General features: G+C 40.1%; 26 protein-coding genes and 1 pseudogene. 13 read left to right on the top strand and 14 right to left on the bottom strand.

What is annotated here, in order from left to right; all coding sequences use genetic code 11:
* The first annotated feature begins 64 nt into the window (after positions 1–64).
* From IEX94_RS14950 to IEX94_RS14940, 3 genes are all read left to right on the top strand, one after another.
* Positions 65–373, top strand: coding sequence for an EexN family lipoprotein (locus IEX94_RS14950; RefSeq protein ID WP_188858587.1), 309 nt, complete (start codon positions 65–67; stop codon positions 371–373).
* A gap of 363 nt (positions 374–736) precedes the next feature.
* Positions 737–1,327 carry a hypothetical protein gene (locus IEX94_RS14945; protein WP_188858585.1) on the top strand — a complete coding sequence of 197 codons (591 nt, stop codon included), beginning with the start codon at positions 737–739 and terminating at the stop codon, positions 1,325–1,327.
* A gap of 128 nt (positions 1,328–1,455) precedes the next feature.
* Complete coding sequence (locus tag IEX94_RS14940) at positions 1,456–1,944, top strand: pyridoxamine 5'-phosphate oxidase family protein (protein ID WP_188858593.1); 489 nt, start codon at positions 1,456–1,458, stop codon at positions 1,942–1,944.
* Positions 1,945–2,077: 133 nt separating this feature from the next.
* Here IEX94_RS14940 and IEX94_RS14935 read toward each other — a convergent pair whose 3' ends face one another.
* A complete protein-coding gene (locus tag IEX94_RS14935; RefSeq protein ID WP_188858583.1) occupies positions 2,078–3,781 on the bottom strand; it encodes a methyl-accepting chemotaxis protein in 1,704 nt (567 codons plus the stop codon).
* Between the two features lie 217 nt (positions 3,782–3,998).
* On the opposite strand from IEX94_RS14935, the gene IEX94_RS14930 reads away from it, so the two are divergent.
* On the top strand, positions 3,999–5,681 hold the full coding sequence (locus tag IEX94_RS14930) for a DUF2207 domain-containing protein (protein ID WP_188858581.1): 1,683 nt from the start codon (positions 3,999–4,001) through the stop codon (positions 5,679–5,681).
* A gap of 52 nt (positions 5,682–5,733) precedes the next feature.
* On the opposite strand, the gene IEX94_RS14925 is transcribed toward IEX94_RS14930, so the two are convergent.
* From IEX94_RS14925 to IEX94_RS14900, 6 genes are all read right to left on the bottom strand, one after another.
* On the bottom strand, positions 5,734–6,390 hold the full coding sequence (locus tag IEX94_RS14925) for a reverse transcriptase-like protein (protein ID WP_308425613.1): 657 nt from the start codon (positions 6,388–6,390) through the stop codon (positions 5,734–5,736).
* Between the two features lie 418 nt (positions 6,391–6,808).
* On the bottom strand, positions 6,809–6,961 hold the full coding sequence (locus IEX94_RS14920; RefSeq protein ID WP_156856994.1) for a small acid-soluble spore protein P: 153 nt from the start codon (positions 6,959–6,961) through the stop codon (positions 6,809–6,811).
* Between the two features lie 65 nt (positions 6,962–7,026).
* On the bottom strand, positions 7,027–7,953 hold the full coding sequence (locus IEX94_RS14915) for an FAD:protein FMN transferase (RefSeq protein WP_188858577.1): 927 nt from the start codon (positions 7,951–7,953) through the stop codon (positions 7,027–7,029).
* A 493-nt stretch (positions 7,954–8,446) separates the two neighbouring features.
* On the bottom strand, positions 8,447–9,634 hold the full coding sequence (locus tag IEX94_RS14910) for an NAD(P)H-dependent oxidoreductase (protein WP_188858575.1): 1,188 nt from the start codon (positions 9,632–9,634) through the stop codon (positions 8,447–8,449).
* A gap of 17 nt (positions 9,635–9,651) precedes the next feature.
* Positions 9,652–10,257: an NADPH-dependent FMN reductase gene (locus tag IEX94_RS14905; RefSeq protein WP_229782741.1), complete on the bottom strand. Its 606-nt coding sequence runs from the start codon at positions 10,255–10,257 to the stop codon at positions 9,652–9,654.
* A gap of 663 nt (positions 10,258–10,920) precedes the next feature.
* A complete protein-coding gene (locus IEX94_RS14900; RefSeq protein WP_188858574.1) occupies positions 10,921–11,076 on the bottom strand; it encodes a hypothetical protein in 156 nt (51 codons plus the stop codon).
* Positions 11,077–11,212: 136 nt separating this feature from the next.
* Here IEX94_RS14900 and IEX94_RS14895 point away from each other — a divergent pair, with 136 nt between their 5' ends.
* Positions 11,213–11,422, top strand: coding sequence for a hypothetical protein (locus IEX94_RS14895; protein ID WP_156856997.1), 210 nt, complete (start codon positions 11,213–11,215; stop codon positions 11,420–11,422).
* 70 nt (positions 11,423–11,492) lie between these two features.
* On the opposite strand, the gene ymzB is transcribed toward IEX94_RS14895, so the two are convergent.
* On the bottom strand, positions 11,493–11,846 hold the full coding sequence (gene ymzB, locus IEX94_RS14890) for a protein YmzB (protein WP_156856998.1): 354 nt from the start codon (positions 11,844–11,846) through the stop codon (positions 11,493–11,495).
* A gap of 59 nt (positions 11,847–11,905) precedes the next feature.
* Positions 11,906–12,751, bottom strand: coding sequence for a patatin-like phospholipase family protein (locus IEX94_RS14885; protein WP_188858572.1), 846 nt, complete (start codon positions 12,749–12,751; stop codon positions 11,906–11,908).
* 192 nt (positions 12,752–12,943) lie between these two features.
* On the opposite strand from IEX94_RS14885, the gene IEX94_RS14880 reads away from it, so the two are divergent.
* From IEX94_RS14880 to IEX94_RS14855, 6 genes are all read left to right on the top strand, one after another.
* Positions 12,944–13,297 carry a DUF488 domain-containing protein gene (locus IEX94_RS14880; RefSeq protein WP_188858571.1) on the top strand — a complete coding sequence of 118 codons (354 nt, stop codon included), beginning with the start codon at positions 12,944–12,946 and terminating at the stop codon, positions 13,295–13,297.
* 156 nt (positions 13,298–13,453) lie between these two features.
* Complete coding sequence (gene adh, locus IEX94_RS14875; RefSeq protein ID WP_188858570.1) at positions 13,454–14,974, top strand: aldehyde dehydrogenase; 1,521 nt, start codon at positions 13,454–13,456, stop codon at positions 14,972–14,974.
* A gap of 79 nt (positions 14,975–15,053) precedes the next feature.
* Positions 15,054–15,410: a DUF779 domain-containing protein gene (locus tag IEX94_RS14870; RefSeq protein WP_156857002.1), complete on the top strand. Its 357-nt coding sequence runs from the start codon at positions 15,054–15,056 to the stop codon at positions 15,408–15,410.
* Between the two features lie 191 nt (positions 15,411–15,601).
* Positions 15,602–16,696: a sporulation integral membrane protein YtvI gene (ytvI, locus tag IEX94_RS14865; protein WP_188858569.1), complete on the top strand. Its 1,095-nt coding sequence runs from the start codon at positions 15,602–15,604 to the stop codon at positions 16,694–16,696.
* 137 nt (positions 16,697–16,833) lie between these two features.
* A complete protein-coding gene (gene fabG, locus IEX94_RS14860; protein WP_188858567.1) occupies positions 16,834–17,577 on the top strand; it encodes a 3-oxoacyl-ACP reductase FabG in 744 nt (247 codons plus the stop codon).
* A 38-nt stretch (positions 17,578–17,615) separates the two neighbouring features.
* The gene (locus IEX94_RS14855; protein WP_188858565.1) at positions 17,616–18,071 is read left to right on the top strand and encodes a hypothetical protein; all 456 of its coding nucleotides are present in this window, start codon (positions 17,616–17,618) and stop codon (positions 18,069–18,071) included.
* A 184-nt stretch (positions 18,072–18,255) separates the two neighbouring features.
* On the opposite strand, the pseudogene IEX94_RS14850 reads toward IEX94_RS14855, so the two are convergent.
* The 5 genes and pseudogenes from IEX94_RS14850 to araA all read right to left on the bottom strand — a co-directional run.
* Positions 18,256–18,366, bottom strand: a pseudogene (locus IEX94_RS14850) (SAM-dependent methyltransferase); the annotation flags it as partial.
* Positions 18,367–18,372: 6 nt separating this feature from the next.
* Complete coding sequence (locus tag IEX94_RS14845) at positions 18,373–18,849, bottom strand: ASCH domain-containing protein (RefSeq protein ID WP_373290841.1); 477 nt, start codon at positions 18,847–18,849, stop codon at positions 18,373–18,375.
* A 97-nt stretch (positions 18,850–18,946) separates the two neighbouring features.
* On the bottom strand, positions 18,947–20,818 hold the full coding sequence (gene abc-f / locus IEX94_RS14840; RefSeq protein WP_188858561.1) for a ribosomal protection-like ABC-F family protein: 1,872 nt from the start codon (positions 20,816–20,818) through the stop codon (positions 18,947–18,949).
* Positions 20,819–21,072: 254 nt separating this feature from the next.
* Positions 21,073–21,189 carry an RAxF-45 family protein gene (locus IEX94_RS20150; protein ID WP_308425612.1) on the bottom strand — a complete coding sequence of 39 codons (117 nt, stop codon included), beginning with the start codon at positions 21,187–21,189 and terminating at the stop codon, positions 21,073–21,075.
* Between the two features lie 208 nt (positions 21,190–21,397).
* Positions 21,398–22,822 (bottom strand): L-arabinose isomerase, encoded by a 1,425-nt coding sequence (araA, locus tag IEX94_RS14835; RefSeq protein ID WP_188858559.1) that lies wholly within the window; start codon positions 22,820–22,822, stop codon positions 21,398–21,400.
* Positions 22,823–23,333: 511 nt separating this feature from the next.
* Between araA and IEX94_RS14830 the strand changes: the two genes are divergently transcribed.
* Both IEX94_RS14830 and IEX94_RS14825 read left to right on the top strand, forming a co-directional pair.
* Positions 23,334–24,722 carry a sugar porter family MFS transporter gene (locus IEX94_RS14830; RefSeq protein WP_156857008.1) on the top strand — a complete coding sequence of 463 codons (1,389 nt, stop codon included), beginning with the start codon at positions 23,334–23,336 and terminating at the stop codon, positions 24,720–24,722.
* Between the two features lie 43 nt (positions 24,723–24,765).
* On the top strand, positions 24,766–26,361 hold the full coding sequence (locus tag IEX94_RS14825; protein ID WP_077703051.1) for a xylulokinase: 1,596 nt from the start codon (positions 24,766–24,768) through the stop codon (positions 26,359–26,361).
* Positions 26,362–26,438 lie beyond the last annotated feature (77 nt).

Genomic DNA, 26,438 nt, shown 5'->3' with positions numbered 1-26,438 from the left:
ACAAAAACACAGGTTTTTACTAAAGAACTTTTGACAATACGAAAAATTATGAGGAGGTCCAATTATGAAAATCAAAAAAGTTCTTGCAGGTGTACTTTCAATTGGAATCGCGGCGACATTAGCTGCTTGTTCAGGAGAAACGGAAGATCAAGATGAAATCATGGAGAATCCACCTGAAACGGAGACGACCCCAGATACAGGAGAAACAGACCCGGGACTGGATACGGAAACGGATGAAGAGGAACCTGCTTCCGGTTCAGAACCTGGATCAGACCTAGACGATGCTGAGGATTCAAACACTGAGCCAGATGAGGATTCGGAAACCGAGGATCCTGGATTTGGTGCTGATGAGGAATCCGATTCAGTGGAATAATAATGATTCGGTTTTTTGAAGAAAAATATTCCCCTGCATTGTATGATAGAAGACTGTCTGCGAAATACAGACAGTCTTCTAGTTTTCTATTGACTTCTTCAATCAATCGAGCCTCGACATATCCGATTGATTAAGAAAGAGTGTAATGGGAAATATACCCCTATAAACATAATTTTTATTAAAGGGATCTAGGCTTGATAACGCCAACATAGAGCTGAACGATAATACTATAAAATAAAGGACTTAAAAAACTCCTACAAGTACTTGACTCGATCCCTGAAGAACTTTAGATGGACATATAGAACATTACTAATTAAAATGGAAAAGATGCATTTTAATTTATTTTTTTATGGAGCTGATATAATGAGTACTTTTGAATTAGCAGTACAGGCACAACGTGAAAGAAAATTTGACTTGGCGATTGATTATTATCAACAGATTATTAATGAAAAAGGAATATCTGTTAATTTATTGCAATCAATAGCACAAGCCTTTTATTTAAAAAAACAACATGACTTAGCGGTTAATTTTAATCTAGCTGCGGTGCATCTTTCCTTACATACTTTCCTGGAAAACTACAAACAAGGTGACCCAGCAGCTGTAAATGCCTTACAATCTTTACCAGAAACAATCGTTAATCAGTTCCCACATCCAATCGGAGCTTTACTCATACATGAAAAGAATATTATCAGACATGTTTCCCATGCTTTGTTGGACCAAGAAGTGATTTTGGAAAAAGCACCAAATTTGCGCCCTTATGCTGAAATCTATTACGCACAAATTATAGATGACTATACAGTAAATGGCGTTTTGCAACAGTATAGTTTAACGGAGAAAGCTGTATTGGAATTTGAAGTAGAACACTATTTGGGGCACGGCTACCAACTATTACTGAACCAAATTAAATGGGATCAATTAGACAATACAGATGTAATGAACTTGTACATAAACTAGAGGAGAAATGAAGGACAAAGATTGTTTGCGGTAATGCGGACAGTCTTTTTATATTGATGTTAGCCATTGCATATCTCAATGGTCTAAGGGAAATATATAACGATAGAAAAAGAAATGAGGTGAGAGCAATTTCTAAAATGATGAAACAAGAAGAAATGGAGACATTAAGAGAACTAATCAAGGGTGTAGATACTGCGATGTTGACGACATTAACCGAAGAAGGACTTATTTCACGCCCTATGAAAACGCAAGAAGTAGAGTTTGATGGGGACTTATGGTTCTTCACTAAAAAAGAAACGGATAAATATAAGGAAATTTTACATGATCAAGAAGTGAATGTTGCATATGCAGGTAAATCTTATGTCTCGGTGCGAGGGAAAGCTGAGATTGTTGAGGATTTAGACAAGAAAAAGGAATTGTGGAGTAAAGCATACGAGAAAGTTTTGCAAACCTCTTATGATAACCCTGACATTGTCTTGATAAAGGTAAAAGCTGAAGCAGCTGAATATTGGGAAACCGGGAACTTCACGAAAAGAATCGCTTTTCTCTATAAACGCATGACAGGGAAAAATGCTGAATCGACACATGTGAACGAAACGATTGAATTGGATAAATAACATAAAAATGGGTTGTCTACTAAAGGGACAACCTATTTTTAGTGTTATCTTGCTTAAAATGTAGTGTAGATTATAATATTCGTTACGCAGAACAAAAGTGGGACATTTGCTCTGACCCCGTGTCCCAATCGCGTTAAACTTGGAATTGATTTACTAATTCATTTAGGTTCTCTGCTAATCGGGCTAGTTCTGTTGCACTCTTGGCTACTTCTTCCATGGAGCTGCTTGTTTGTTCCGATGATGCAGATGTTTGCTCAATTCCTGCGGCAGATTCTTCAGAGACAGCTGCAATTTCTTGTATAGAGGAATTCATTTTTTGGCTGCTCGCTGCAAATTCCGAAACGTTATCTGAGATCTTCTGCATATTGCCAACCATATCCGTTACAGATTCACGAATACTTGTAAATTTCTCTCCCGTATTTTGAATTTGAATGGTTCCTTCCTTCACTTCTTCATAACCTTGATTTAATTCAGTTGTCACTTCACTGAATTCAGTTTGTATATTATAGACAATCCCTGATATATCTGTTACCGAACTACCTACCTGTGCAGCAAGTTTGCCGACTTCATCAGCGACTACTGCAAATCCACGTCCATTTTCACCAGCTCTTGCCGCCTCAATTGCAGCATTTAACGCTAATAAATTCGTCTGAGCGGCAATATCTTGTATAACTGTGACCAACTTAGAAATTTCTTGCGTTTGTTCATCTAATCCTTCCACTTTTTTCACTGTCGCTTGTACCATTGCATCAATACTTTCCATCTGATTCGTTGATGAATCCATTAGCACGGATCCTTCATTCGTCATTTCTAACACTTGATTCGATTCTTTTTGCACATGTGCTGCGTTACGATTTACTTCTTCAATCTGCTCTGTAAAATTAGACATCATATTGGACAAATCACCGGATTGATAGGCTTGTGTTTCCGCTCCTGACGCCAATTCTTCCATTGTACTAGTGATTTGCTCCGTACCTGAACGCACCTCATAAGCAGATTGCGTGAGTTCTTCACTATGTGCTGAAACCGTATGGGAGACGTCCGTGATTTTCACCATAATATCCCGCATATTATCATTCATATCATTTGCTGCCGACACCAATTGTCCAATTTCGTCTCGCATATCTACGGTCAACCGCTCATTATTCAAATGACCAGAAGCTATTAATTTCATTCGTTTCATTACGGTTTGAATTGGATTTGTAATTATCTGCGCAGTAAACATTGCGATTGTAATCCCTAGAACAATCACCGCCAAAGAAATAACAATACCAAAAGTCATAAGTGTATTTACATTTTGTTGGATCTCTTCACCAATCACTTGAATTCTTTGTTCTGTAGCCTCTGCCAGATTTCCAAACCCATCGATTAATTCTCCCCCAAGCGGTTCAAGTGATGTTTCTAAAATAACTCCTGCCTCATCTACATTTCCTTTTTCATAAGCCTCAATTATCTCATCTGTTAGGTAACCCCACTCTATTTTTCTTTCAAGTAATGATTCTAATTCCGCTGAACTACTTAGCTCTGCTGCCCGATTTTCTAATGCAATACTCTCTTCTAGTCCCGCTTCGAAAGCTTCTTTATATGCTTCATTACCGAACAAAATATAACCCTGAATCAACCTTGTTCGGTCCAGCATGTTTTTTGCCAACCCTTCATCAGCAATCATTAATTCTATTTCCCTATCCAATACGATATCCAAATCGTTATTTACGGAATTAATCGAGTAAATAGTGAATCCACTTAAAAGGACAACTAATAACATAATAATAGAAAAACCAAATAACACCTTTGTTTTAAGTTTTTTAAAGTTAAGTAACCCTGAAATCTTTTTCATTCAAGCACTCCTATCTTCATTTTGGATTGTAGCAGAAATAAATAGTCCTCCTTATTTCATATCGTCCAATATGCCGGAGATATTAAGCTTTTATTAATAAATGTACTCTATTCGTATTATGAAGGCAAAAAACTGGGACAGATGCACTGACCCCACGTCCCAGTGAATCTTTTTCGGTTGTTCTTTCGTATTACTTTTAAGAAAGTGAGGGGTTTACATGAAAAGGTTAGTCACTCTTTTTCTGGCAATATTAGTTGGGGTTTCACTGTTCCCGCTCCATGCACTAGCGGTCGACTTTATAATTAATGAAACAGATATTGATGCTTACCTGTTGGAGGATGGAAATGTCAAAGTGACAGAATTCCATACGTATGAATTTGATGGGAAGTTCAATGGAATCACCCGTAGCCTTATTCCGAAAAAAGGTACTTCCATTACAGATTTTGCAGCTAGTGAAAATGGGACTAGCTTAGAAGTTGAACGAGACGATGACACGTACAAGGTATTTAGAAGCGGGAAAAATGAGACGGTTACGATTGAACTTTCTTATTTGATCCAGGACGGTGTCGAAGTTTATGAAGATATGGCACAATTTTACTGGCCATTTTTTGATACAAGCAATGAGAGCGATTATGAGAATTTCACCGTTACGATTCATCCACCTAAGATGACGACAGATGTTATAGCATATGGATTGGATGAAGCTTATAAAACGGAAAACATCGATAGTGATGGGACAGTTGTCTTCAAGATGGGCCTTGTGGATAGCGGGAAGAATGGGGATATACGTGTAGCATACGATAACGCTTTATTTTCTGCCGCACCGATGCACGATGGAACCATTCGGGATGAAATGATTCGTGAAGAACAAAAACTAGCCGATAAGGAAGCAGCTTTTCTCGCTCGTCAAGAAACACTTAGAGATCTTGCACCTTATGTAACAACAGTATTTGGCTTATATTTACTCCTCCTCTTAGTTTATGGCGGAAGAAAGGAAGAAATGGCGAAGCGTGAAGCCGAGCACCAATATCATAAAGTTTCCTTAGTTCCAAAGGAAATGATGAGTATGCCCGCAACGATTCTTTATTTCCGTAATCAGGTAGCAGAGCATGGGGATATGCTGACGGCGGCAATGATGGATTTAGTAAGGAAAGGGAATATTGAGCAGAGGGAAAATGATACTTTTTATCTTGTTCATGAGAATACGGATCTTGAGCACGAAACATTGATTATGGATCTCTTGTTTAAAAAGATTGGGGAAAATCGCATATTTTCCTTTGACCAGCTGGAAAAATATACGAAGAAGACGACAAATCAGGAGACGTTTTATAAGGCTCTAGTAGAGTATAAGCAATTATTAAAGGAAGAAATAAAGTCACATCGACTGCTCAATAAGCATATAAAACCCCGCTGGATTACGGGGCTAATCAGTCTTTTATTACTTTCACTCATCATATTATTCGGTGTCCATGAATTATATATGTGGCTTGTTTTTAATCTCATTGTTCTAGGCGGCCTTCTCTTGTTTGTCCTTGTGTTCCAAACGCGGACTGTCAAGGGGCAACTTATTAGCTTGCAATGGCAACAATTTAAAGAAGACTTTAATGATCTACAATCAAGTAGCTGGTACACGTTACCTAAAGATGATAAAGAACGCGCGCTCATTTTCTCCGCTGGACTGAAGGATAAGAAACTTCAGGAGAAAAATAAATACTTTATTGAAAGTAATGCCGTCGGACAACCTGATTCAACTGCCAACTTATTAGCGTTACTGACACTTTCATCTACCGCGAATACAAGTTTTAGTTCGGCGACAAGGACTGTAGCCCAGTCAGTAAATTCTTCATCAAGTTCAGGTACTGGAGTTGGCGGTGGCGGCGGAGGTTCGGGCGCTTTTTAAAAGGCAAATAGATGGACGTAAAGAAAAAGGGATGCATGATCCCTTTTTTTATTTACTGCTCCGAGTGACTCGTAATTTCAACTCCTTGTAAAGCTTGTGTCGCCAATTGATCTGCCTCGCGGTTCTTTTTACGTGAAACACTTTCATAGGTTGGCGCAATTCCGAGTTGCTCCGTTTTTGCTTCAATCCGGTCCATCCACTTTGATAATTCGGCTTCATAACACGGCCACTCATCATTAAGTTGATTAATAACGACAAGGGAGTCTCCCACGAACGTAATTGGTAAATGATGGACGCCTAACAGTTCTAATTCCTTCAGTCCGAGATGAAGTGCTGCATATTCGGCTTCATTATTGCTGATTAAACCTTCTACTAAAGCATTTCTTCTAATTCGATATGATTTTTCATCCTGTTTATAGTAAATTGCGCAACCTAATCCGGCTTTCTGTGTATTCTGGTCAAATCCGCCATCAAAATAAACGACGATATCATGGGGTTCTGTTTTAACCTTTTCCATAAATTTCGTTAACTGTTTTAACGTCCAACTTACATCGTACGTATCAATAATTGTTAATTGTTTCATTCTCTCCGTTTTCTCGAGATCGCGAGCGATGACAAGGGCGGGTTCTGCCTCCATGTAATCAGAACTAAACTCCGCTTCAGCCCCATTTTTCGTCCGGTAAGTTATTTCTATTCTAACTTGCAACATAAACCCCTCCCCTTGTCTATTTCTTTGATGATAAAAGCATTTAAACGGCTGAATTGAGTAAGATCTTTCTGGTTAGAAGCACTTTAATCAACCGAAGTAAGGTAAATTATTTACGCTCAAGCGATTAGAAGTACCCTATTCAACTAAAATAAAGCAAAAAATTTACGCCCGAACGATTAGAAGTGCTCTATTCAAACGGAGCAAGGAAATAATTTTCTGCTCAAGCGATGAGAAGCGCTCTATTCTAACGAAGCAAGGTGAATAATTTCTGCTCGAGTGATTAGAAGTACTCTAATCAATTTGAAATAAACTAAATAATCTCTATTCAGAAGTAAGAAGCACTCTAATCAACCAAAGCACACTAAATAATTCCACTCAAGTGATTAAATACATTCTCTCTCGAACTGATCGTCATCTATTATAATCCATGATGCGGATTATAATTTTGTCTGGAATGATTCGCTTTTTTTGTCTTTTTCGAGCCGGATAAAGGTTCCCCATAAGGCTGAACTGGACTTTGCGGCAGATCTGGATTTTTATTTTGTTTCGGTCCTTTTGGTCTTGATGTCATGATTGTGTCCTCCTTCCTTATAGGGATAGCTTTTGACGGAAGGGATACATTTATTCTTGGAACATCTAAATAACCAAATATGGCTGGAGCGATTCGGAATAATGAAGCTCTCCGTTTTTTGTAATGACTATTCCCGTGACATCTTCTACTGCTTCTAAAGCAGCAATTGTTGCCTCAGCCGACTTCCCGAATAAACGGCTTGTCCAAATTTCACCATCGACTGAACGTTTGGATACAACAGTCAAGCCAGCAATTTCAGTTTCAATCGGATAACCTATGTGCCGATCTAAAATATGGTGGTAAGTCTTATTATTTAAGGTTAATTTTCTTTCGTAGATGCCAGAAGTAACGACGGATTGATTGAATGCTTTAACAATCGCGATATGATTTCCACGCGCCTCGAATGGATACTGAATTCCAATGCGAAAGAATCCATCTGGCTGATTTGGTGATTTTCCATAGGTGAGGACATTCCCGCCCAGATTAATGATGGCCGCTTTCACTTCCAGCGTTTCAATATCATTTATCAATAGATCCGCTATAAAGCCTTTTGCTAGCGCCCCCAAATCAATGAACATTCCGGGTTCTTTTAAAAACACGGTATGTTCCGCATCATTAAGAATAATATTCATCGGATCCGTTTTAGGAAGTAAAGCTTGAATCTCTTTATCTGCTGGAACTTCTGTACCGCCAAAACCAATGCGCCATGCTTCAACAAGCGGACCAATTGCAATATTTAAAGAACTGTCTGCAGGCGTGCTATGTAATTTTCCAATTTTAATCAGTTCGTATAACTGAGGGTGGACATTCACTGGCATGATTCCAGCGTTTTTATTAATCTGCATCAATTCTGAGTCCGGGTCATGGGCACTGAAGCGTTTATTAAATTCCTCAAGGCGAATAATCAATTCATCTAAGACAAAATCCGCGTATTTATGCTGAACCGATAATTGAATAATCGTACCCATCATATGTATTTCACGAGTTTTCATTCGGCAAACCTCATCCTTCCACGTGAAAATTGATCAAAGGCGCAAGTGCCCTTACAGGCTTAAGTACGCGACGTCCTGTCGCAACGCCTGTACTAGCACATCCTGTGCGTCGTAGCAACGTACAAACTGTGCCTCCTAGGACGGAAGGTAGTTCGATGTTGCCCCAGGACGGGGCGAACTTAATCGAACTTCCCTTTTACGCAATGAGATAAAGGTAACATGCCCCTTTAAGGGGTATGCCGTTGTTGGGCTTTAGCCCGTATTTAAGCGGTCCTCCTTTAGTTTTGAGTTGATGTTGACTTATCGATTGGAAGAGTGTGAAGTTTGGGACTGCGCACTGCTCGTCCCACCAAAAGATCTGCTCGTTGCTGGGCGCTGGAGCCGGACGTGGCTCGCCCTAGATACCTAAGTTCACAGCATATTTATTTTATCTTTGTTAGCTTTCGAAAAAAGAGGCCATAGAGACCTCTTTCCCCTATGTTTCTTTTCATTATTAATCTTGAGCGGTTGCTCCCGATACCGTATCTACTTTTTCTGTAGCTCCGGAGACTGCATCAACATCGCCACCGGTTAATTGTTGTCCGGTTTGCTTCAAGTACCAGTCAATAATCGGTTTGATATCTTGGACGTATTCGTTAATTCCAAGATAATTTCCCTCCTCATCCCGAATGGCCTGATAGCTGTGCACAACGAACTTATCTGGTCCATGGGTTGGCACATGCGCTCGGACGACATCTTCTTTTCCTTTACGTAGTTGCTGAATGACCCACGCAACTCCGCTATAGGTTCTTTCCGGGTGACACTTAGCTAGTGGATTACCAACCTGTGCCGGTGTACGGGATGCTAACATGTCTTCCGCTTCATACATGCGGTTATAATACAGGAATTGGTTATTGCTATCTGCGTACGTTAATTCAGCCGGCATAGATTTTAGAAAGTAATTCAACTGATTAACGGTTAAAATTCCTCGGTCCAATTTCACGTACGTATCACCTTCAACTGCTCCCACCGCTTCAGCAGCCTGCTCGACCCAATCTTCGGCTTCCATATCGACGCCTTCAATTGTTGTATCGATTTTCCCTGTAGCATATAAATCCTCTGTACTCGATACATCTTTCATTCCCTCGGGTGAGTCGATAATCGTTACTACATTAATGAAACGAATAAATTTCTTAATACAACTCTCAAGGAATTGAACGGTGCTAGCATCTTTCAAATTCTCATCTTCATCAAAAGCTTGATGCACCTCGCCAAGCAGGAATTCGTTACCTGGCATGACGACAGCATTCACACCCGGGGCGTCAAGGATTTGGCGCAAATGAAGCTGAGAGCGGGAAGACCCTTGGACGTCATAGGAAGCTCCTACAATCATGACTGGTTTTCCATCAAGGGGATGTATTTTAAAGGATAACCATTCAAGAACACTTTGTAATGCAGAAGGTATCGAATGATTATACTCTGGTGTCGCAATAATAACTCCGTCTGCCTCAACTATCTTTTTATTTAAATATTGAATCGGTTCACTGTTCGTTTGATCATCCGATTGATTAAACATCGGAACTTCATCAATATCGAGCACTTCAACATCAACTAAGTTTTTTAAATTTTTAGCGATAAAATTTAATAATAAACGGTTATATGAAAATTCAGCATTTGATCCGACGATTCCAACGATTTTCATCTATATACCTCCCTGGATTAATTCTTCTCCCAAGAAAAACTTTTGGATTTGTTTTTATTAGGATTCGTTTTAACTAATTGCTTTGTAATATCTACAAATTGGATAAATTCATTAAAGATTTCTTCTAGTTCCTGCACTTTGTTTGGATCGGCAAGCTTGCCATCCTCATCAAAAGCTTGTAAAGATAGGCCAACCAGAAACTCAGAACTTGGCATAATACGTGCTTTCAATTCCGGTGCATCAAGAATTTGTCTCAAGTGTGACTGGGCACGGGAAGAACCTAGGCGACCGTATGATGCTCCAGTAATCATGACCGGTTTATCAATAAGTGGTTGAGTCGTATAAGATAACCATTCCAATGTGCTTTTTAAAATAGCTGGGACAGAGTGATTATACTCTGGTGTGCTGATGATAACCCCATCCGCTTCCTTAATTTTATCCGAAAGATCCTGCACTTCAGGTGGTGCTGTGGTGTCTCTAGGTTTATTAAATGCAGGCAAATTTTTAATTTCATAAAGTTCAATGTTCGCTTTTTCAGCAAAATGTTTTTGCATAAATTCTAGTAATTGACGATTCGTGGATTGGTCTGAGTTCGTTCCAACTATTCCGATTAGATTCATCATGTTATTGCTCCCTTCTCATATTTTATACACTACAACAGTTCGAATAAGATATTTTTTAGAAAATTAATAATAGCAGGATACTTTATTTCTTAAGATAATTACCCTACGCTTACCTATCGTAAACATAGCAATTACCGAAGACCCCACTCCCATTCGAACAATAAAGGGTAAGAGTAAATTCCCTTAACCATCACTTAATTGAAATCCCTCTCACACTTTAACTTGTGAACATTTTCACTAACTATCACAATTTAAATATAACGTATTCCCCATCAAAATGCAAGAAAAAGTGCGGGACATGGGGTCAGTGCATTTGTCCCATATTTTTGCTGGGACACGGGGGTCAGAGCAACTGTCCCACAATAGAAAATCATCTTTATAATATATTCTTTGCAAACAACAATTTGGATAAAACATACGTGGAAGATAAATCTTATATCCCTTCCCTATAAAATAAAGTGAAACTCATTCAGTGGGGTATCCTTACCTTCCCCACTGAAAGTTAGTTGAACAGAATCAGGGATTTACCGACTGTTCCCCCCTTCACATATTGGGCTCCCCTCATGTTTAGAAGAGGGGGGATTACAGACCGTTAATACGTGATAAATTAAGGGTGCCTTTTTGGCAAAAGCAGTCACCGGCACCCATTCCCAAGCACTAAAATTAATCATCCCGTTTTCTTTTATTTCTCTTCTGATCAAGATTTAGGAACTCTGTATCCTCAGCTATCTCCACATCGCGCTTCGGCTTCGTATCATATTTTCTCACGTTCCTCTGTTTTCCTTTATCCTTATTTCTATTCTTATTTTCCTCTGACATGGTATAAACCTCCTTTACACTAATTCAATCTTAGTGTGTCCTTCTTTTTACTAGTTATTTCAGATGGAAATTATCGTATTCCGTTCTCTTTTGGTATAATGCGGACATAGAGATTTGAATGAAAAAGGAGTTATCCATGATGAAGATAGAAATTAATGGCTTTCTGTTGAATGAAGAGCATATTAAAATGCTTCTAAGTGAATTAAAAGACGAAAAGGTTAAAACAGTGGACGAGTTGGAAAGATATTTAAAAGATCATTGGTATACAAAAGATAATGCAAGAAAATGCCATCTGCTCGTTGCTAAACATCCTAACAAAAGAAGCTTTGCGATTCCGTTCGAATAAGAATTCATTCCAAAAAATAAAGTAGTTTAGCATCTTTTTCAATAAAAAATGCTAAACTACTTATTTTCTCCTAAACGAATTGATTCTGTTCTATCGTATAAACTCCGCGGGAGGTGCTGATCGTAAAGCGAGCCCCATCAAATTCGTACGTTGCTTCCTCTTCAAGAGGGATTTCAAATGTTTCAGCTGGCAAGGATTCATAATTGTTCATCGTTGTTTCGATGAGACCACTTCCGTTTAATTGCAAGGCGTAATGGGATATATAATCATCAATATTCTGTCCCTTCGTGAAAGAAACTCCTCTTAAAACAAGAAGTATTTCATCTATATCATCCATTTCCTGCTTCACAATCTTTATCTGTTGATCATTCCATTTCTGTAATAATTCATTAAATTCTTCAATGCTTAAGCGCCGTTGCTTCATTGTATCACTCCTTTTTATTACGTTTTCCCTCTCTTCGGAAAAACATACAAAGAGTGTTTTCAATTGCTAAGAAAGCGCTGCAGTGCCTCAAATTGCTCTTTAGCATCGTTCCAACCTAACTCATAAAGCTCCTCCACTCGTTCCTTCTTCCGTTCCGCCCTCCCTACCGGCAATGCCACACTTGGTCGCATCACAAACGCATTTCCTAGCTGTTCCTGTTTAGCGACATATTCAAGTGTCTCATTATAATGCTTATACCGTTCCCTTAATAAATCATTTATTTTCGGATGCTGCTTATACTTAATAATAGAGTACATTTTTCTTGGCCGTTTGAAATAACCCTCTGGCTTTGTAAGGATAATTACATTCTTTTCAAAGCCATCTTGCTCTGATTTTTTTATCGGAATGGGATCACTAATCCCGCCGTCTAATAAATGCCGGCTTTTATATTCCACACTCGACGCTACAAATGGCAAAGAACTTGAGGCACGGAGTAATTTCACGAGATCTGTCCCCTGGTCCGTTTTATTAAAATAGACCGGCTCCCCTGTGTCACAATCGGTGGTTACAATGACGAATTCCTCTGTATTCTGCTTAAACGTATCCATATCAAATGGAACTAATTTATTTGGAATTTCATCAAAAATAAAATCCATCCCAAAAAGTTCCCGTTTCTTGATAAAATTTCTAAAGGAAAGGTAACGTTTATCCTCAATAAAACCGAGATTCACTTTTTTGTTTCGACCTTTTTGCCTTGAAAGATAAGATGCGGCCATACAAGCTCCCGCCGAAACACCGATGACATAGGGTGGGTATAAATCCCGCTCCATAAAGTATTCAAGCACTCCTGCCGTATATAATCCGCGCATACCGCCACCTTCAAGGATTAATCCTGCATTAACCATCGTCTCTTCCCTCAACTTTATTGTGAATTTTGTAGGCTTTTTCCATTTATATTATGCTCCGGATACTACAATTAAATAATATCATTTTAACAGACCTGCCTAGAGCTTGGGAATTTTTTCAATTTAAAACAGGTAAGAAGATTTCTTTCTTGCATACCCGGGTACATTAGATATTGGAAGGGAAGGATTTTCTTGAAGATTAAACTGAAACGAATTTATGATGAATCCTCAAAAGCAGACGGGGTACGCATTCTCGTTGACCGTCTCTGGCCAAGAGGGGTATCAAAGGAAAAAGCGAAACTCGATCACTGGCTTAAAGAAATTGGTCCGACAGATGAATTACGGAAATCATTTCATCATGATGAAATGAGCTTTAAACAATTTAAAGAAAAGTACTTAAAAGAATTAAAATCCGGCGAACAAAAAGAAGCGCTTGATGAATTAAAGAAAATAGCAGCTGATGCCAACCAAGTCACTCTCCTCTTCGCAGCAAAAAATGAAAAAGAAAACCAAGCAGTCATATTAAAAGAAAAATTAGATGGTTAAAAGCGGGACATGGGGTCAGAGCATTTGTCCCAGTGGGACAGATGCTCTGACCCCATGTCCCGTCCCAGTCATTTTCCCTCTCCTACTTGCATATGTTTTATTAGGACAAACCTATAGTCAACATGGCAAAAATTATTAAAGGAGAGGGATTTTAATATGAGGTATAAAAACCCAAATACAGAAGGTGCAGTGATTACATTTAAGGACCGTTACGATAACTTCATTGGAGGAGAATATCTTCCACCAGTCAAGGGATTATATTTTGAAAATGTCAGTCCGGTAACTGGTGAAGCATTCTGTGAAATCGCCCGTTCAACAAAAGAAGATATCCAGTTAGCAGTCGATGCAGCCAATGAAGCGAAGGAAGCCTGGGGAAAAACTTCGGTTACGGAGCGGGCAAACATTTTAAATGAAATTGCAAATCGCATAGAGAACAATATGGAAATGCTCGCCGTTGCGGAAACTTGGGATAACGGAAAAGCAATTCGCGAGCCCCTCGCAGCTGACTTGCCTTTAGCCATCGATCACTTCCGCTATTTTGCCGGTGTCATCCGTGCACAAGAAGGTGGCATCAGCCAAATTGATCATGACACGGTTGCTTATCACTTCCATGAGCCGCTCGGTGTCGTCGGACAGATTATTCCGTGGAACTTCCCACTGTTAATGGCGACGTGGAAGCTTGCACCAGCGCTTGCTACCGGTAACTGTGTCGTTTTAAAGCCTGCTGAACAAACACCAGCATCGATTCATGTGCTCTTGGAGTTGATTCATGACTTGCTTCCTCCTGGTGTATTGAATGTCGTGAATGGATTCGGGGTCGAAGCTGGAAAGCCACTTGCAACAAATCCGGGGATTGATAAAGTTGCTTTTACCGGCGAAACAACAACCGGCCGCTTGATTATGCAATATGCATCTGAAAATATTATCCCGGTAACATTGGAGCTTGGAGGAAAGTCACCAAATATCTTTTTTGAAGACGTTTTGGACAAAGATGATGGTTTTCTCGATAAAGCGGTGGAAGGCTTGACAATGTTCGCCTTAAATCAAGGTGAAGTGTGTACTTGTCCTTCTCGTGCCTTGATTCACGAATCCATTTACGATGAATTTATGGCACGGGCACTCGCACGAGTTAAAGAAATTAAAATCGGGCATCCGCTCGATACGACCACAATGATGGGTGCACAAGCCTCAACCGAGCAACTAGAGAAAATTATTTCCTACCTTGATATCGGAAAACAAGAAGGCGCGGAAGTGTTAATCGGCGGTAATGTAAATAAACTGGACGGAGAGCTTTCGAACGGTTACTATGTGGAACCGACTATCTTTAAAGGACATAACAAAATGCGGATTTTCCAGGAAGAAATTTTCGGTCCGGTCCTGTCTGTCACAACCTTCAAGGATAAGGAAGAAGCGCTGGAGATCGCGAATGATACACTCTACGGTCTAGGTGCTGGTGTCTGGACGCGGAATATTAATACTGCTTACCGCTTTGGTCGGGAGATTCAAGCAGGAAGAGTTTGGACGAATACGTATCATCAATATCCTGCCCATGCTGCATTTGGCGGATATAAAAAGTCCGGAATCGGCCGGGAGAATCACCAGACGATGCTCGCCCATTACCAGCAAACGAAAAACTTATTAATCAGTTATAGTGAAGGCCCTACCGGTTTATTCTAACTTTCATCTGCAAGGAAGCTAATCGCCTGTATTGATTAGCTTCCTTTTTACATAGATTAAAATAAGGAGGGATTTTTTGATGGTACAACGTGTTGTTGCGACGGAAAGTACACTTCAATTACTAGAAAAATTGAAAACAATCCATGGCCCGCTCATGTTTCATCAATCCGGAGGTTGCTGTGACGGAAGTTCCCCAATGTGCTATCCACGTGATGAATTCAGAACCGGTGAATCGGATATGTTACTAGGAGAAATTGGCGATACGCCTTTTTACATGTCCAAAGATCAATATGAATACTGGAAACATACCCAGCTTATCATTGATGTGGTAGATGGAAGAGGTGGGATGTTTTCCGTGGAAGGTCCAGAAGGGAAGCGATTTTTGACAAGATCACGGATTTTCACAACAGAAGAACGAGAAAAATTAGAATTGTGATCGCGGGATGGGACGTGGGGTCAGAGCATTTGTCCCACTGGGACAAATGCTCTGACCCCAATGTCCCTAAATTTCCTAGCAATTGAATGGGTGTTTCCCCTTCTAACCTGTTATAATAGTTGTATCTTTTACCGAACTTTTATCTTAATCTATTATTCTATCTTTATACTTGAAAGGTGAGCTGCTTATAAATGAGCACGTCAAATGTAATTATCAAACGAATTATCATCGGAGTACTTATTGTTGTTGGGGGCCTCCTTACATATTTTTATTTCTCACAAATTTTCCCCATCCTACTTGCACTATTGCTCGCACTAGTTTTTGAACCATTCGTTCGGCTAATGATGCGCAAATTCAAATGGAAGAAAAGAATCTTACCTGTTTTGATTACCTTTCTATCCTTTCTGATCATTAGCGGCCTAATCATTTATATTACAGTCGTTGTCATTTTTGACATTCTTTATGGATGGGCTTTTCAAATCCCGCGCTATGCCATCGAAGTGCAGCATTTTATAGAAAACAATATTGAAAAGTTCTATGATTTTCTCCAAGAAGTTCCAATGGCGGATGTGATTATTGAAGAACTAGAAGCATTATCTTCTGATTTCATGCAGACAGCGTTAAGTATTACGACCTCCATTATTACTGGAATTGGATCGTTTGTACAAAATATTGTAGCGGCGATTCCAAACTTAATTTTTGTCTCCTTATTCTTCTTGATTGCTCTATTTTTATTCAGTCTGGAATTACCAAGAGTGAAGAAGATTTTCTGGAGCTGGTTCCGTTCTGACCTTGCCGCTAAGCTGCAGTTCATTTCCAAACGTATGGGTGAAGTCTTCCTCGGATATTGGAAAGCACAACTCATCTTAAGTATCGGGGTATTTATTTTTTGCTTCGTTAGCCTTAAGTTTATTGCTCCAGGGCCCGCCTTGGTCATGTCTTTCATTATCTGGATTGTCGATATCATTCCATTATACGTCGGACCAGCACTTGTACTCGTCCCTTGGGCACTACTCGCCTTTATTCTCGGGAATACATTTATGGGGATTCAATTGATTATCCTTACAATCGTCTTACTTGTGTTACGCAGAACAATCGAACCGAAAGTATTGGGAGATTCTATAGGCCTTGCTGCCCTTCCAACCGTACTTTCCATGTACTTTGGTTATGTACTAGGCGGTGTGCTTGGACTCATCTTCGGACCATTTGTTTACATTGCATTCATTACAGCCAAAGAAGCAGGACTATTTGAACTAACCTCAAAAACAGGACGAACAGAAAACTAACCGAGGGGTTGGGACATTGGGGTCAGAGCACTTGTCCCAGTTGATTGGGACAAATGCTCTGACCCCAGTGTCCCGATTTTCTTTTTCTATGTTAAAATGATAGAAAATATTAAATAGTTCGGAAGGGGGTTTTTGAGATGGGGAGATTAGATGGGAAGGTTGCAATTATTACAGGGGCTGCGAATGGTATTGGGCTTGCAGCAGTTCGCGTTTTTGCGAAGGAAGATGCAAAGGTAGTGATTGCAGACTTTGATGAGAATACAGGAAAACAACAAGAGAAAATATTGCTAGAAGAAGGAGTGGATTGCCGCTTCATCCAAGTTAATGTTGCTGACTGGGATAGTTGCAAGCAGCTTGCGGATGAGACTATTCAAGAGTATGGCCGGATTGATATTTTAGTTAATAATGCAGGCATCACAAGGGATGCAATGCTTACCAAAATGAGTGTCGAAGAATTCCAGCAAGTCATCAATGTGAACTTAACTGGAGTATTCCAGTGTACCAAAGCAGTTATCCCATACATGATTAAACAAGGTAGTGGAAAAATTATAAGTACATCCTCTGTTTCTGGTGTGTATGGTAATGTTGGACAAACAAATTATGCCGCTGCAAAAGCCGGCATCATCGGCATGACCAAAAGCTGGGCGAAAGAACTGGCGAGAAAAGGAATTAATGTAAATGCAGTCGTACCTGGATTTACAGAAACAAGTAAGGTTACATCAGTACCTGAGAAGGTTATTGAACAAATGAAAGCGCAAATTCCCCAACAGCGGCTTGGTAAACCAGAAGACATTGCTAATACCTATCTCTTCCTAGCATCCAACGAATCCGACTACATAAACGGCCACGCCCTCCACGTCGACGGTGGCATCATGCTATAGCGGGACAAGGGGTTATAGCGGGACAAGGGGTAAGGGGTTTGGTTGAAGCTTTAATTAATTATGGGATTTTCTTTGTCGTTATTATTGTTTTAGCAATTATTATTTCATTGGTGAGGAAATCCAGTATACTTTCTTCCCTATTTAAGTTTCTTGGGAAAGTTTTGCTCATCAGTCTGCACCTTTTCATGCTTGGAGTATTTACAGTAGCGGTTAGTTTGCTCGTCGGAATCATCATTTTTATTCATCCTTATTTATTTGGCACGCCGCAATTCTTCGCAAACGGTGAAGGCGTTCATTTACTTACATCACAGGACTTTGCGTTATTGGAATTCTCTTTAACATACGGGATAATGTACATCATTTTATATTTTATCGCCTTACGATTTCTCGTAAAAACTAGATTAACAGCCTTTTTCATCCGTATTGCAAGAACAATTCGGCAGATTGTACCCTACCAAATTGAATTGAATTTGGCCCGTTTAATAGTTATTTAGGTAAAATTTCCATTTGATCAATTTTAACCGTACGTGTAGCGATAAAGTGAAACTCATTCAGTGGGGGATCCTTACCTCCTCCACTGAATGTTAGTTGAACAGAATCAGGGATTTACGGACTGTTTATCCCCGCTCTTCACATATTGGGCTTCCCTCATGTTTAGAGGAGGGGGATTACAGACCGTTAATACGTAATAAATGTTTTAATATACTTATCTAGCATCCGCTTCCCGCCGAAATCATCTTCGTAAAAACCAATAATAGCAAAGCCAGCATCAATTTGACCTTGAATTTCTCCCCTTTAACAAATTTCTCCATTCTTATATACCAACTTAAACTTCTCACAAACGACGAGCTTATCTTCTGTAAAATCTCTATTTATCTCTCGAAGTTCTTTTTTGAAAAAATCTTCATGTATTTTCTGCCAATAAGCTAAAGAACGATCCCCCTCCCCTTCCAGATATGCATGTTCTTCTGTAACTTCATCATAAGGAGTAATCTGGACTGAAGTTGTTTCGATGATCGCAACCGCTTCTCCCTTACCGTTCAGAATAATATTATGCAGCCCAACGTACGGTAAAGTTTCATTCTCCAATTCATAGAATAGATAAAGGGAACTAGTTGCCGTTTTAACTCCAGCCAACACAAGATCAGCAAGTTCATCTGCCATCTCCTTGGAATTCCCGAAAGCCCATGCCTCATACTCGTTAGCTACATCTCCAAACCTATCCTGATACTTTTGCCACATCTTAATCACTGATTTATTTTCCATTTTCATATTCCTCCCTTAAAAGTGGGACACTGGGGTCAGAGTAAATGTCCCGAACGACCGCTCGTTTGGGACATTTACTCTGACCCCATGTCCCAACTATCGATTAGTCTAATTTTTCAATAAGTGCTTGCCATATCTCTTCTAGTTCTTCTTTTTCCTCATATAGTTGCTGTAATAAGTCCAAGTCTTGAGTTTCTGATAGTTTCCTTTCCAGTTCGATAATTCTTCCCTCCAGAAGATTTAGCTCTTTCCCTACCTTGTTTTCGTTATGTTTTTTCTCACGAAGCTTTTTCTCGAAAAGGGAGTGTTCTTGTTTTCTATCAAGCTCCTTCTTTTCCGCTTGTCGCGCTCTAGTCTCCTCCATTTTCTCCTTCGCCCAGGAATAACTCCCATTAAACGCATGAAGAGTTCCATCTTTCATCCAATATATTTTCTCAAACAAGCGATTAAGAAAATACCGGTCATGGGATACAGCCAAGATCGTTCCGTTAAAATCATCCAACGCTTCCTCCAACACTTCCCGGGAATCAATATCCAAGTGGTTTGTCGGTTCATCCAAAATTAAGAGATTCACATCCTGATACATCAGTTCCGCAAGTCTTAGACGCATCCGCTCCCCACCACTCAAACCGGAAACCTTTTGAAAGACGGCATAACCATAAAACATGAACTTCGCTAAAATGTTTCTTGCTTCTCCTTCCGTTACCCTCACCTTATTACGAAAAGCTTCAATCACCGTTTCATTCTTAGCTTCTTGAAATACATGCTGAGACAGATAGCCAATTTTGACGTTACTCCCTATTCGTATTTCTCCTCCATCTGCAGCTATTTCACCTAATATCAGCTTCAGAAGTGTTGACTTTCCACTCCCATTCTCCCCAATTATTGCAGCTCGCTCTTGGTAGACAAGATGCATCGAGATGTCCGCAAATAATTGTTTTCCTGAAAAACTTTTCTTGACATCGCGTAGCTGGATAACATCCTTTCCACTCCTTTCTCCAGCTTCCATTTCAAGCCCCATCTTCTTCCGCTCTAATACTGGCCTATTCAATTTATCCATTCTTTCCAAGGCTCTCTCCATATTACGAGCTCTCCGGTGAAGGTCTGCATTTGGAGGATTCGCACGGTTCGCCCATTCCCGCAACCGTTTAATCGCCTCCTTCATTTTCTTTATTTTCTTCTGTTGCTCCTCATAATCCTGAAAAGCTTGCAATAGTCGCTTCTCTTTTTCCTTTACATATCCGGTAAAATTCGTGTGATACATCGTCAGTTCCCCGTCCTCCAAATCCATCACTTTATCTACTACTTCATCGAGAAAATAACGATCATGGGAGATCACAAGAACTGTCCCCTCGTAATCTTGCAAAAAGCTCTCCAACCACTCAACAGCCATGAGATCAAGATGATTCGTCGGTTCATCTAACAGTAACAAGTCCGGTTGTTTCAACAGCAGTTGACCTAACCCTACCTTTGTTTTCTCTCCTCCGCTAAGCTCACGAAATGGTTGCTGAATGAAAGATTCCATATTTAGACCATGGATAATTTTCTCGATCTCCGCCTCCATTTCATAACCGCCTTTTACAGTAAATATTTCTTGTAACGTACCATATTCGGATACTAATTTTTCTAACCCTTTTACATCCACCTCATTAGCCATATCACGTTCAAGCTTTTCCATTTTCTGTGCGATCTTAGTCAGTTCAAAAAAGGCTTGCTTTAAAACATCTCTACCAGTACCTTCCACCCCTTCCGGAATCTGCTGCAAAATCCCTCTGGAAGCACCTTTTTTCCAGTGAATTTTTCCTCCATCAGCTAACTCCTCACCAGCTAACAACCGAAGTAGAGTCGTCTTTCCACTTCCATTTCTTCCTACTAAAGCGAGCCGTTCTTTTTCTTTTATTTCAAATGTAAGATCTTCAAAAACCATATTTCCACCATACATTTTTGCGATATGATTCACACTGCAAATAATCATTTTCCTTCCTCCTCGTAATGGGACGCGGGGTCAGAGCATTTGTCCCGAGCGACCGCTCGTTTGGGACAAATGCTCTGACCCCATGTCCCAATCCTTCTTAAACATAAAAAAAGCCATGAGAAGACAACTCTCCCCATGACTTATAGAAGTGCGACCACTTCACCATATGAAAAAAGAGTGCATGAAAATGCACTCTTTGCCTACGTATTATACCGCCTGCGGGTTAAGAATGTTTCACTGTTTTAGTTTGCTATTTAGTTGTTAAAAAAGGGCATACTTATCCCGTTAACAACTAAACCTGCAAATTTTGCACGGCAAAAATACAGAAAATCCAATACATAACCGTGCCCTAAAACAGCCTGATTCAACATCCTTAACCACCTCCATTTCAAATAATTACTTGTAGTGTATCATTTATAGGAATAATCTGCAAGTGGAGCGTGGGGTCAGAGCGTTTGTCCCTGGGACAAATGCTCTGACCCCATGTCCCAACCCCATGTCCCAGTCCGCATTAATACCTTATGTCCGTTCAACTAACAATCAGCGGGGATAAAGCGCCCCGCTGATTGAAGTTTTACTTTATCGGATTGTTACACATTCCAATCCGAACATTTTCGCTAAATCTTCTATTTGTTTAGCAGTAACTGCAAATGATAGAACCGTATGGTGACCTCCACCATATTCAACCCATTTTTCCACGCCATGCTGGAATCCGGCATTTATAGTCATCATTTGACGAGCGACGGGCAGATGCGGGGCAGGTTCCGCTGGGATACTTCCTTCTACTTCGTACATTACCATTCGGAAATGATCACCAAAGTCGGAAACAGTCAGGTTCACACCTTCTCCTTCCACCCCATCGAACACTAAGCGCGCAGGGTCTTCCTTATCACCAATACCTAGCGGGTGAACTTCCACACGTGGCTTCGTGCTTGCTAAGGTCGGATCAACTTCAAGCATATGCGAGCCCAGAATCGCTTCCTCACCTTTCACTAGGTTGTACGTATAATCTTCCATAAAGCCTGTCAACTTGTTATGAGTCATAATCTTAATTAAACGGTCAAGTGCCGCTGTTTTCCAGTCACCTTCACCAGCAAAACCAAACCCGGCTTCATTCAGACGCTGTACCGCCATACCAGGGAGCTGCTTCATACCCCATAGATCCTCGAAGTTCGTCGTGAATGCAGTATAACCACCACGCTCTAAAAATCTCTTCAATGCGATTTCAATCCTAATTTGTTCTTTCACTTGGTTTTCGAAAAATGCTGGATCATTTTCGCCTACTACAAATTCGTATTTCTCTTTACACTCTTTATATACCTCATCAATCGCTTCATCAGTCACTTCATTCATTTCAGCGACTAAGTCACCAATACCGAAGTAATCGACTGTCCAACCGAATTGAATTTGTGCTTCAATCTTATCCCCGTCCGTAACAGCCACATTACGCATATTGTCACCGAATCTAGCAACTTTAATGTTGAAGCTTTCATTATAAGCAACAGCAACATCCATCCACTGCTTAATTTCCTTCTGAACCTCTTCATCTTTCCAATGGCCGACAACAATTTTATTATTTTTCTTCAAACGAGCATTAATGTAACCATACTCTCTATCCCCGTGTGCGCTTTGGTGTAGGTTCATATAGTCCATATCAATGTCTTTCCACGGAATATTATTCGCTAACTGTGTGTTCAAATGAAGCAATGGCTTTTGAAGTAGTTTCGTCCCTCTGATCCAGTTCTTCGCTGGAGAGAATGTATGCATCCACGTAATAACACCAGCAACACTATCATTATAGTTAATTTCCTTCATAACCTCTGTGATGCTATCTGCAGTCGTCGCAACTGTTTTAAATACAATCGGATAAGGGAAATTACCCTTTTCATTTAATTCATTCATGATTTCTACCGCGTTTTCCTTAACGGCATTCAATGCTTCTTCCCCATATAAATGCTGACTTCCTACAATGAACCAAAATTCATATTGATTTATTTCCAACATAATAAAGACCTCCTTGAATTAAATATCTTAAGTTTCCCCTGCTCCATTCACATGGTTTGAATCTCTTTACAGTACTGTACGTTTAATATTTTGTAAACCGCTTACAACTTGTATTGTATATTAATGATACGCACAAGTCAATAATAAGTTTATTTATACGTATAAAAGATAGGTGAATCATCTCTGTAAAACAATAGAACCCTTAATAAATCCACGTGTTCCAAAGCATATGACACTACACTATTTATACGAACAAAAATATTTTAGTTGATTTGTCTGTACAATAATGATATTATTTATTTGTGAAAGCCTTTACTTCCAGCTGAAAGTAACCATATAAAAGAGGAGGTACATTAGTTATACGCAATTAATTCATATTTTTTAACATAGTTGTACTGATAAATAACTCCATTCACTTGCTAGTACTCTCATTACGTTCTTGTTTGTAAGCCTTTACGATTTTAAAGAAGTTATTTTCGAGAAATGTTCTACACCTAGGGAGGGAATTTAATTGGTAAAAGAAAAAAAGATTTCTCATAAGTTTATCTATTTCTTTGGAGCTTTTGGAGGAATATTATTCGGTTATGATATTGGTGTTATGACAGGAGCGCTTCCATTCCTGCAGCAAGATTGGGGACTGCAAAATGCGGCAACAATTGGCTTGATAACTTCTTCTATTATGTTAGGGGCAATCTTCGGTGGTGCTCTTGCAGGACAACTTTCGGACCGTTTCGGGCGCCGGAAGATGATTCTAGCTTCTGCGATTATCTTCGTTATTGGATCAATCCTTTCGGGAATTGCACCGCCTAATGGTGATATCTTCCTAATTATCGTTCGGGTCTTTCTTGGTCTTGCCGTTGGTGCAGCATCTGCACTTGTTCCGGCCTATATGTCAGAGATGGCTCCAGCCAAGTTACGGGGACGCTTATCTGGGATAAACCAGACAATGATTGTTTCCGGGATGTTACTGTCCTATGTTGTTGACTTTTTACTAAGCGGATTACCAACGACGATGGCTTGGCGCTCTATGCTTGCGATGGCAGCGGTACCTGCTATCATTCTGTTTCTCGGTGTATTAAAGTTACCGGAATCGCCTCGTTTCCTTATTAAAAATAATAAGATTGGCGAAGCTCGTCAGGTACTAAGCTATATTCGCCCAAATAAAGAAGCAATTGAAACCGAAATCAAAGAAATTCAAGAGAGCAGTAAGCAAGAAAATCAGAAAGTTTCTTGGGGTGCTTTATTAAATAGTAAATATCGCTATTTAGTTATTGCCGGTGTCGGTGTCGCAGCCTTCCAGCAGTTCCAAGGAGCTAACGCGATATTCTACTATATCCCGTTAATCGTAGAATCAGCTACTGGACAAGCAGCAAGCTCTGCATTGCTGTGGCCGATTATCCAAGGTATCATTCTAGTAATAGGTTCCTTAGTGTTCCTTGTCATTGCGGATAAATTTAAACGTCGGACATTGTTGACCCTCGGGGGTACAGTAATGGGGCTTTCCTTTATCTTCCCGGCGATCATCAATTCCATTGTTCCAGATGCGAACCCGATGATGATTGTTGTGTTCCTAAGTATTTATGTCGCATTCTATTCCTTTACATGGGCACCTTTAACGTGGGTAATTGTCGGAGAAATCTTCCCGCTGCTCATCCGCGGACGTGCATCCGGTTTGGCTTCATCCTTTAACTGGATAGGATCTTTCCTCGTCGGATTGCTCTTTCCGATTATGACTGCCTCGATGGCACAGGAAGCTGTATTCGCTATCTTTGGTATCATTTGTCTACTCGGAGTCGCCTTTATCCGTATCCGTGTACCAGAAACTCGCGGCCGCACATTAGAAGAAATTGAGAAAATCGGTGAAATGAAAGGATTGGCAAAGAATAATAAAACAGCCTAAAATGAAGAGAGAACCAGAATAATAGATTTTGGAGGTAATTTTTATGAATCTTACAGAGACGTCCACAGCGATTCAGCAAGGCGATGTATATCTCGGGATTGAATTAGGTTCTACGAGAATCAAAGCTGTCCTAATTGACAACGATTTCAATACGATTGCTGCTGGAAACTATGCCTGGGAAAATAAATTCGAAAATGGCATGTGGACCTATTCCCTTGAAGATGTTTGGAAAGGGATTCAAAGCAGTTATCTTCAACTAGCTGCTGACGTAGAAAGTAAATATCACACAACACTTTCAAATATTCGTTCCATTGGGGTAAGTGCCATGATGCACGGCTACTTACCCTTCTCAAAAAATGATGAATTACTAACACCGTTCCGTACATGGCGGAATAATACGACAGGACAGGCGGCACATGACTTGACCGAACTATTCCAATTCAATATTCCGGAGCGCTGGAGTATTGCCCATCTATATCAAGCAATCCTTGATCAAGAAGAGCATGTACGTGAGGTTGATTTCATTACAACACTTGCAGGTTATGTCCACTGGAAGTTATCTGGAGAAAAAGTGTTAGGTGTAGGTGATGCTTCCGGCATGTTCCCAATTGAAGAATCGGGTTCTTATTCCGATAAGCATATAAAGCTGTTTGAAAACCTGGAAAATGTCTCTCAATACGACTGGAACCTTCTTGATATCCTCCCAAAAGTATTACAAGCAGGGGATCATGCAGGCACATTATCAGAAGCTGGTGCCAGATTACTAGATATAAACGGAAACCTTCAAGCCGGTAGTATCATGGCTCCTCCTGAAGGGGATGCGGGAACTGGAATGGTTAGTACGAATAGTGTTCGGAGACGAACTGGAAATATTTCCGTCGGGACTTCTGCCTTTTCCATGCTTGTCCTTGATAAACCATTACAGAAAGTCTATAAAGACATCGATCTCGTGACAACACCAAATAATGAGCCTGTTGCGATGGTCCATACGAATAATTGCTCTTCCGATATTAATGCTTGGGCTGGTATCTTTCAAGAATTCGCTGAACGTCTTGGCGTTAACCTTGATGAAGGCCGCTTATTTGAAATCCTATTCCACTCAACAACAAGATCAGAACCGGATGCTGGCGGATTAGTCAATTATAGTTATTTATCTGGTGAAAATATCACGAAAATGCCAGAAGGACGCCCTCTATTCGTAAGAGATGTCAATAGTTCCTTCACACTCGCTAACTTCTTCCTTACGCAGTTGTATGCAGCATTTGCTCCACTGAAAATTGGAATGGATATTTTAATTAATGAAGAAAAAATCGAGACAAATGTTTTAATCGCACAAGGCGGCCTATTTAAAACACCTGTCATCGCCCAACAAATCCTCTCCAATGCACTAAATATACCGATTACGGTTATGAAAACGGCTAGTGAAGGCGGTGCTTGGGGTATGGCAGTACTTGCAGCTTACGTGAAGCAAGGAAATAAGGAAATCAGTTTAGAGGATTTCCTTGACCAATACGTATTTACTGACCCGCAAAGTTCTACATTAAGCCCAGAACCTGCGGGGGTGGAAGGTTACGAGCAATTCATTACGAAATATAGGGCCGGACTACCAGTTGAATTAGCGGCAATTGAACATATTTAATCCATGAAAAATCCGAATGATCTTCCCTCCTCCCTTAGAGTATAAGGTAAGGCTGAATCATTCGGACTTTTTATCAC

The organism is Oceanobacillus indicireducens (assembly GCF_014647195.1).
Classification (GTDB): Bacteria; Bacillota; Bacilli; order Bacillales; family Amphibacillaceae; genus Oceanobacillus; species Oceanobacillus indicireducens.
This window is presented reverse-complemented; position numbering and strand designations above follow the sequence as displayed.

Excerpts from the sequence above, each read along its gene's own strand:
- IEX94_RS14950 (WP_188858587.1), top strand. The coding sequence starts at position 65 with ATGAAAATCAAAAAAGTTCTTGCAGGTGTACTTTCAATTGGAATCGCG.
- IEX94_RS14945 (WP_188858585.1), top strand. The coding sequence starts at position 737 with ATGAGTACTTTTGAATTAGCAGTACAGGCACAACGTGAAAGAAAATTT.
- IEX94_RS14935 (WP_188858583.1), bottom strand. The coding sequence starts at position 3,781 with ATGAAAAAGATTTCAGGGTTACTTAACTTTAAAAAACTTAAAACAAAG.
- IEX94_RS14930 (WP_188858581.1), top strand. The coding sequence starts at position 3,999 with ATGAAAAGGTTAGTCACTCTTTTTCTGGCAATATTAGTTGGGGTTTCA.
- IEX94_RS14925 (WP_308425613.1), bottom strand. The coding sequence starts at position 6,390 with ATGTTGCAAGTTAGAATAGAAATAACTTACCGGACGAAAAATGGGGCT.
- IEX94_RS14920 (WP_156856994.1), bottom strand. The coding sequence starts at position 6,961 with ATGACATCAAGACCAAAAGGACCGAAACAAAATAAAAATCCAGATCTG.
- IEX94_RS14915 (WP_188858577.1), bottom strand. The coding sequence starts at position 7,953 with ATGAAAACTCGTGAAATACATATGATGGGTACGATTATTCAATTATCG.
- IEX94_RS14910 (WP_188858575.1), bottom strand. The coding sequence starts at position 9,634 with ATGAAAATCGTTGGAATCGTCGGATCAAATGCTGAATTTTCATATAAC.
- IEX94_RS14905 (WP_229782741.1), bottom strand. The coding sequence starts at position 10,257 with ATGATGAATCTAATCGGAATAGTTGGAACGAACTCAGACCAATCCACG.
- IEX94_RS14900 (WP_188858574.1), bottom strand. The coding sequence starts at position 11,076 with ATGTCAGAGGAAAATAAGAATAGAAATAAGGATAAAGGAAAACAGAGG.
- IEX94_RS14895 (WP_156856997.1), top strand. The coding sequence starts at position 11,213 with ATGATGAAGATAGAAATTAATGGCTTTCTGTTGAATGAAGAGCATATT.
- ymzB (WP_156856998.1), bottom strand. The coding sequence starts at position 11,846 with ATGAAGCAACGGCGCTTAAGCATTGAAGAATTTAATGAATTATTACAG.
- IEX94_RS14885 (WP_188858572.1), bottom strand. The coding sequence starts at position 12,751 with ATGGTTAATGCAGGATTAATCCTTGAAGGTGGCGGTATGCGCGGATTA.
- adh (WP_188858570.1), top strand. The coding sequence starts at position 13,454 with ATGAGGTATAAAAACCCAAATACAGAAGGTGCAGTGATTACATTTAAG.
- IEX94_RS14870 (WP_156857002.1), top strand. The coding sequence starts at position 15,054 with ATGGTACAACGTGTTGTTGCGACGGAAAGTACACTTCAATTACTAGAA.
- ytvI (WP_188858569.1), top strand. The coding sequence starts at position 15,602 with ATGAGCACGTCAAATGTAATTATCAAACGAATTATCATCGGAGTACTT.
- fabG (WP_188858567.1), top strand. The coding sequence starts at position 16,834 with ATGGGGAGATTAGATGGGAAGGTTGCAATTATTACAGGGGCTGCGAAT.
- IEX94_RS14845 (WP_373290841.1), bottom strand. The coding sequence starts at position 18,849 with ATGAAAATGGAAAATAAATCAGTGATTAAGATGTGGCAAAAGTATCAG.
- abc-f (WP_188858561.1), bottom strand. The coding sequence starts at position 20,818 with ATGATTATTTGCAGTGTGAATCATATCGCAAAAATGTATGGTGGAAAT.
- IEX94_RS20150 (WP_308425612.1), bottom strand. The coding sequence starts at position 21,189 with ATGTTGAATCAGGCTGTTTTAGGGCACGGTTATGTATTGGATTTTCTG.
- araA (WP_188858559.1), bottom strand. The coding sequence starts at position 22,822 with ATGTTGGAAATAAATCAATATGAATTTTGGTTCATTGTAGGAAGTCAG.
- IEX94_RS14825 (WP_077703051.1), top strand. The coding sequence starts at position 24,766 with ATGAATCTTACAGAGACGTCCACAGCGATTCAGCAAGGCGATGTATAT.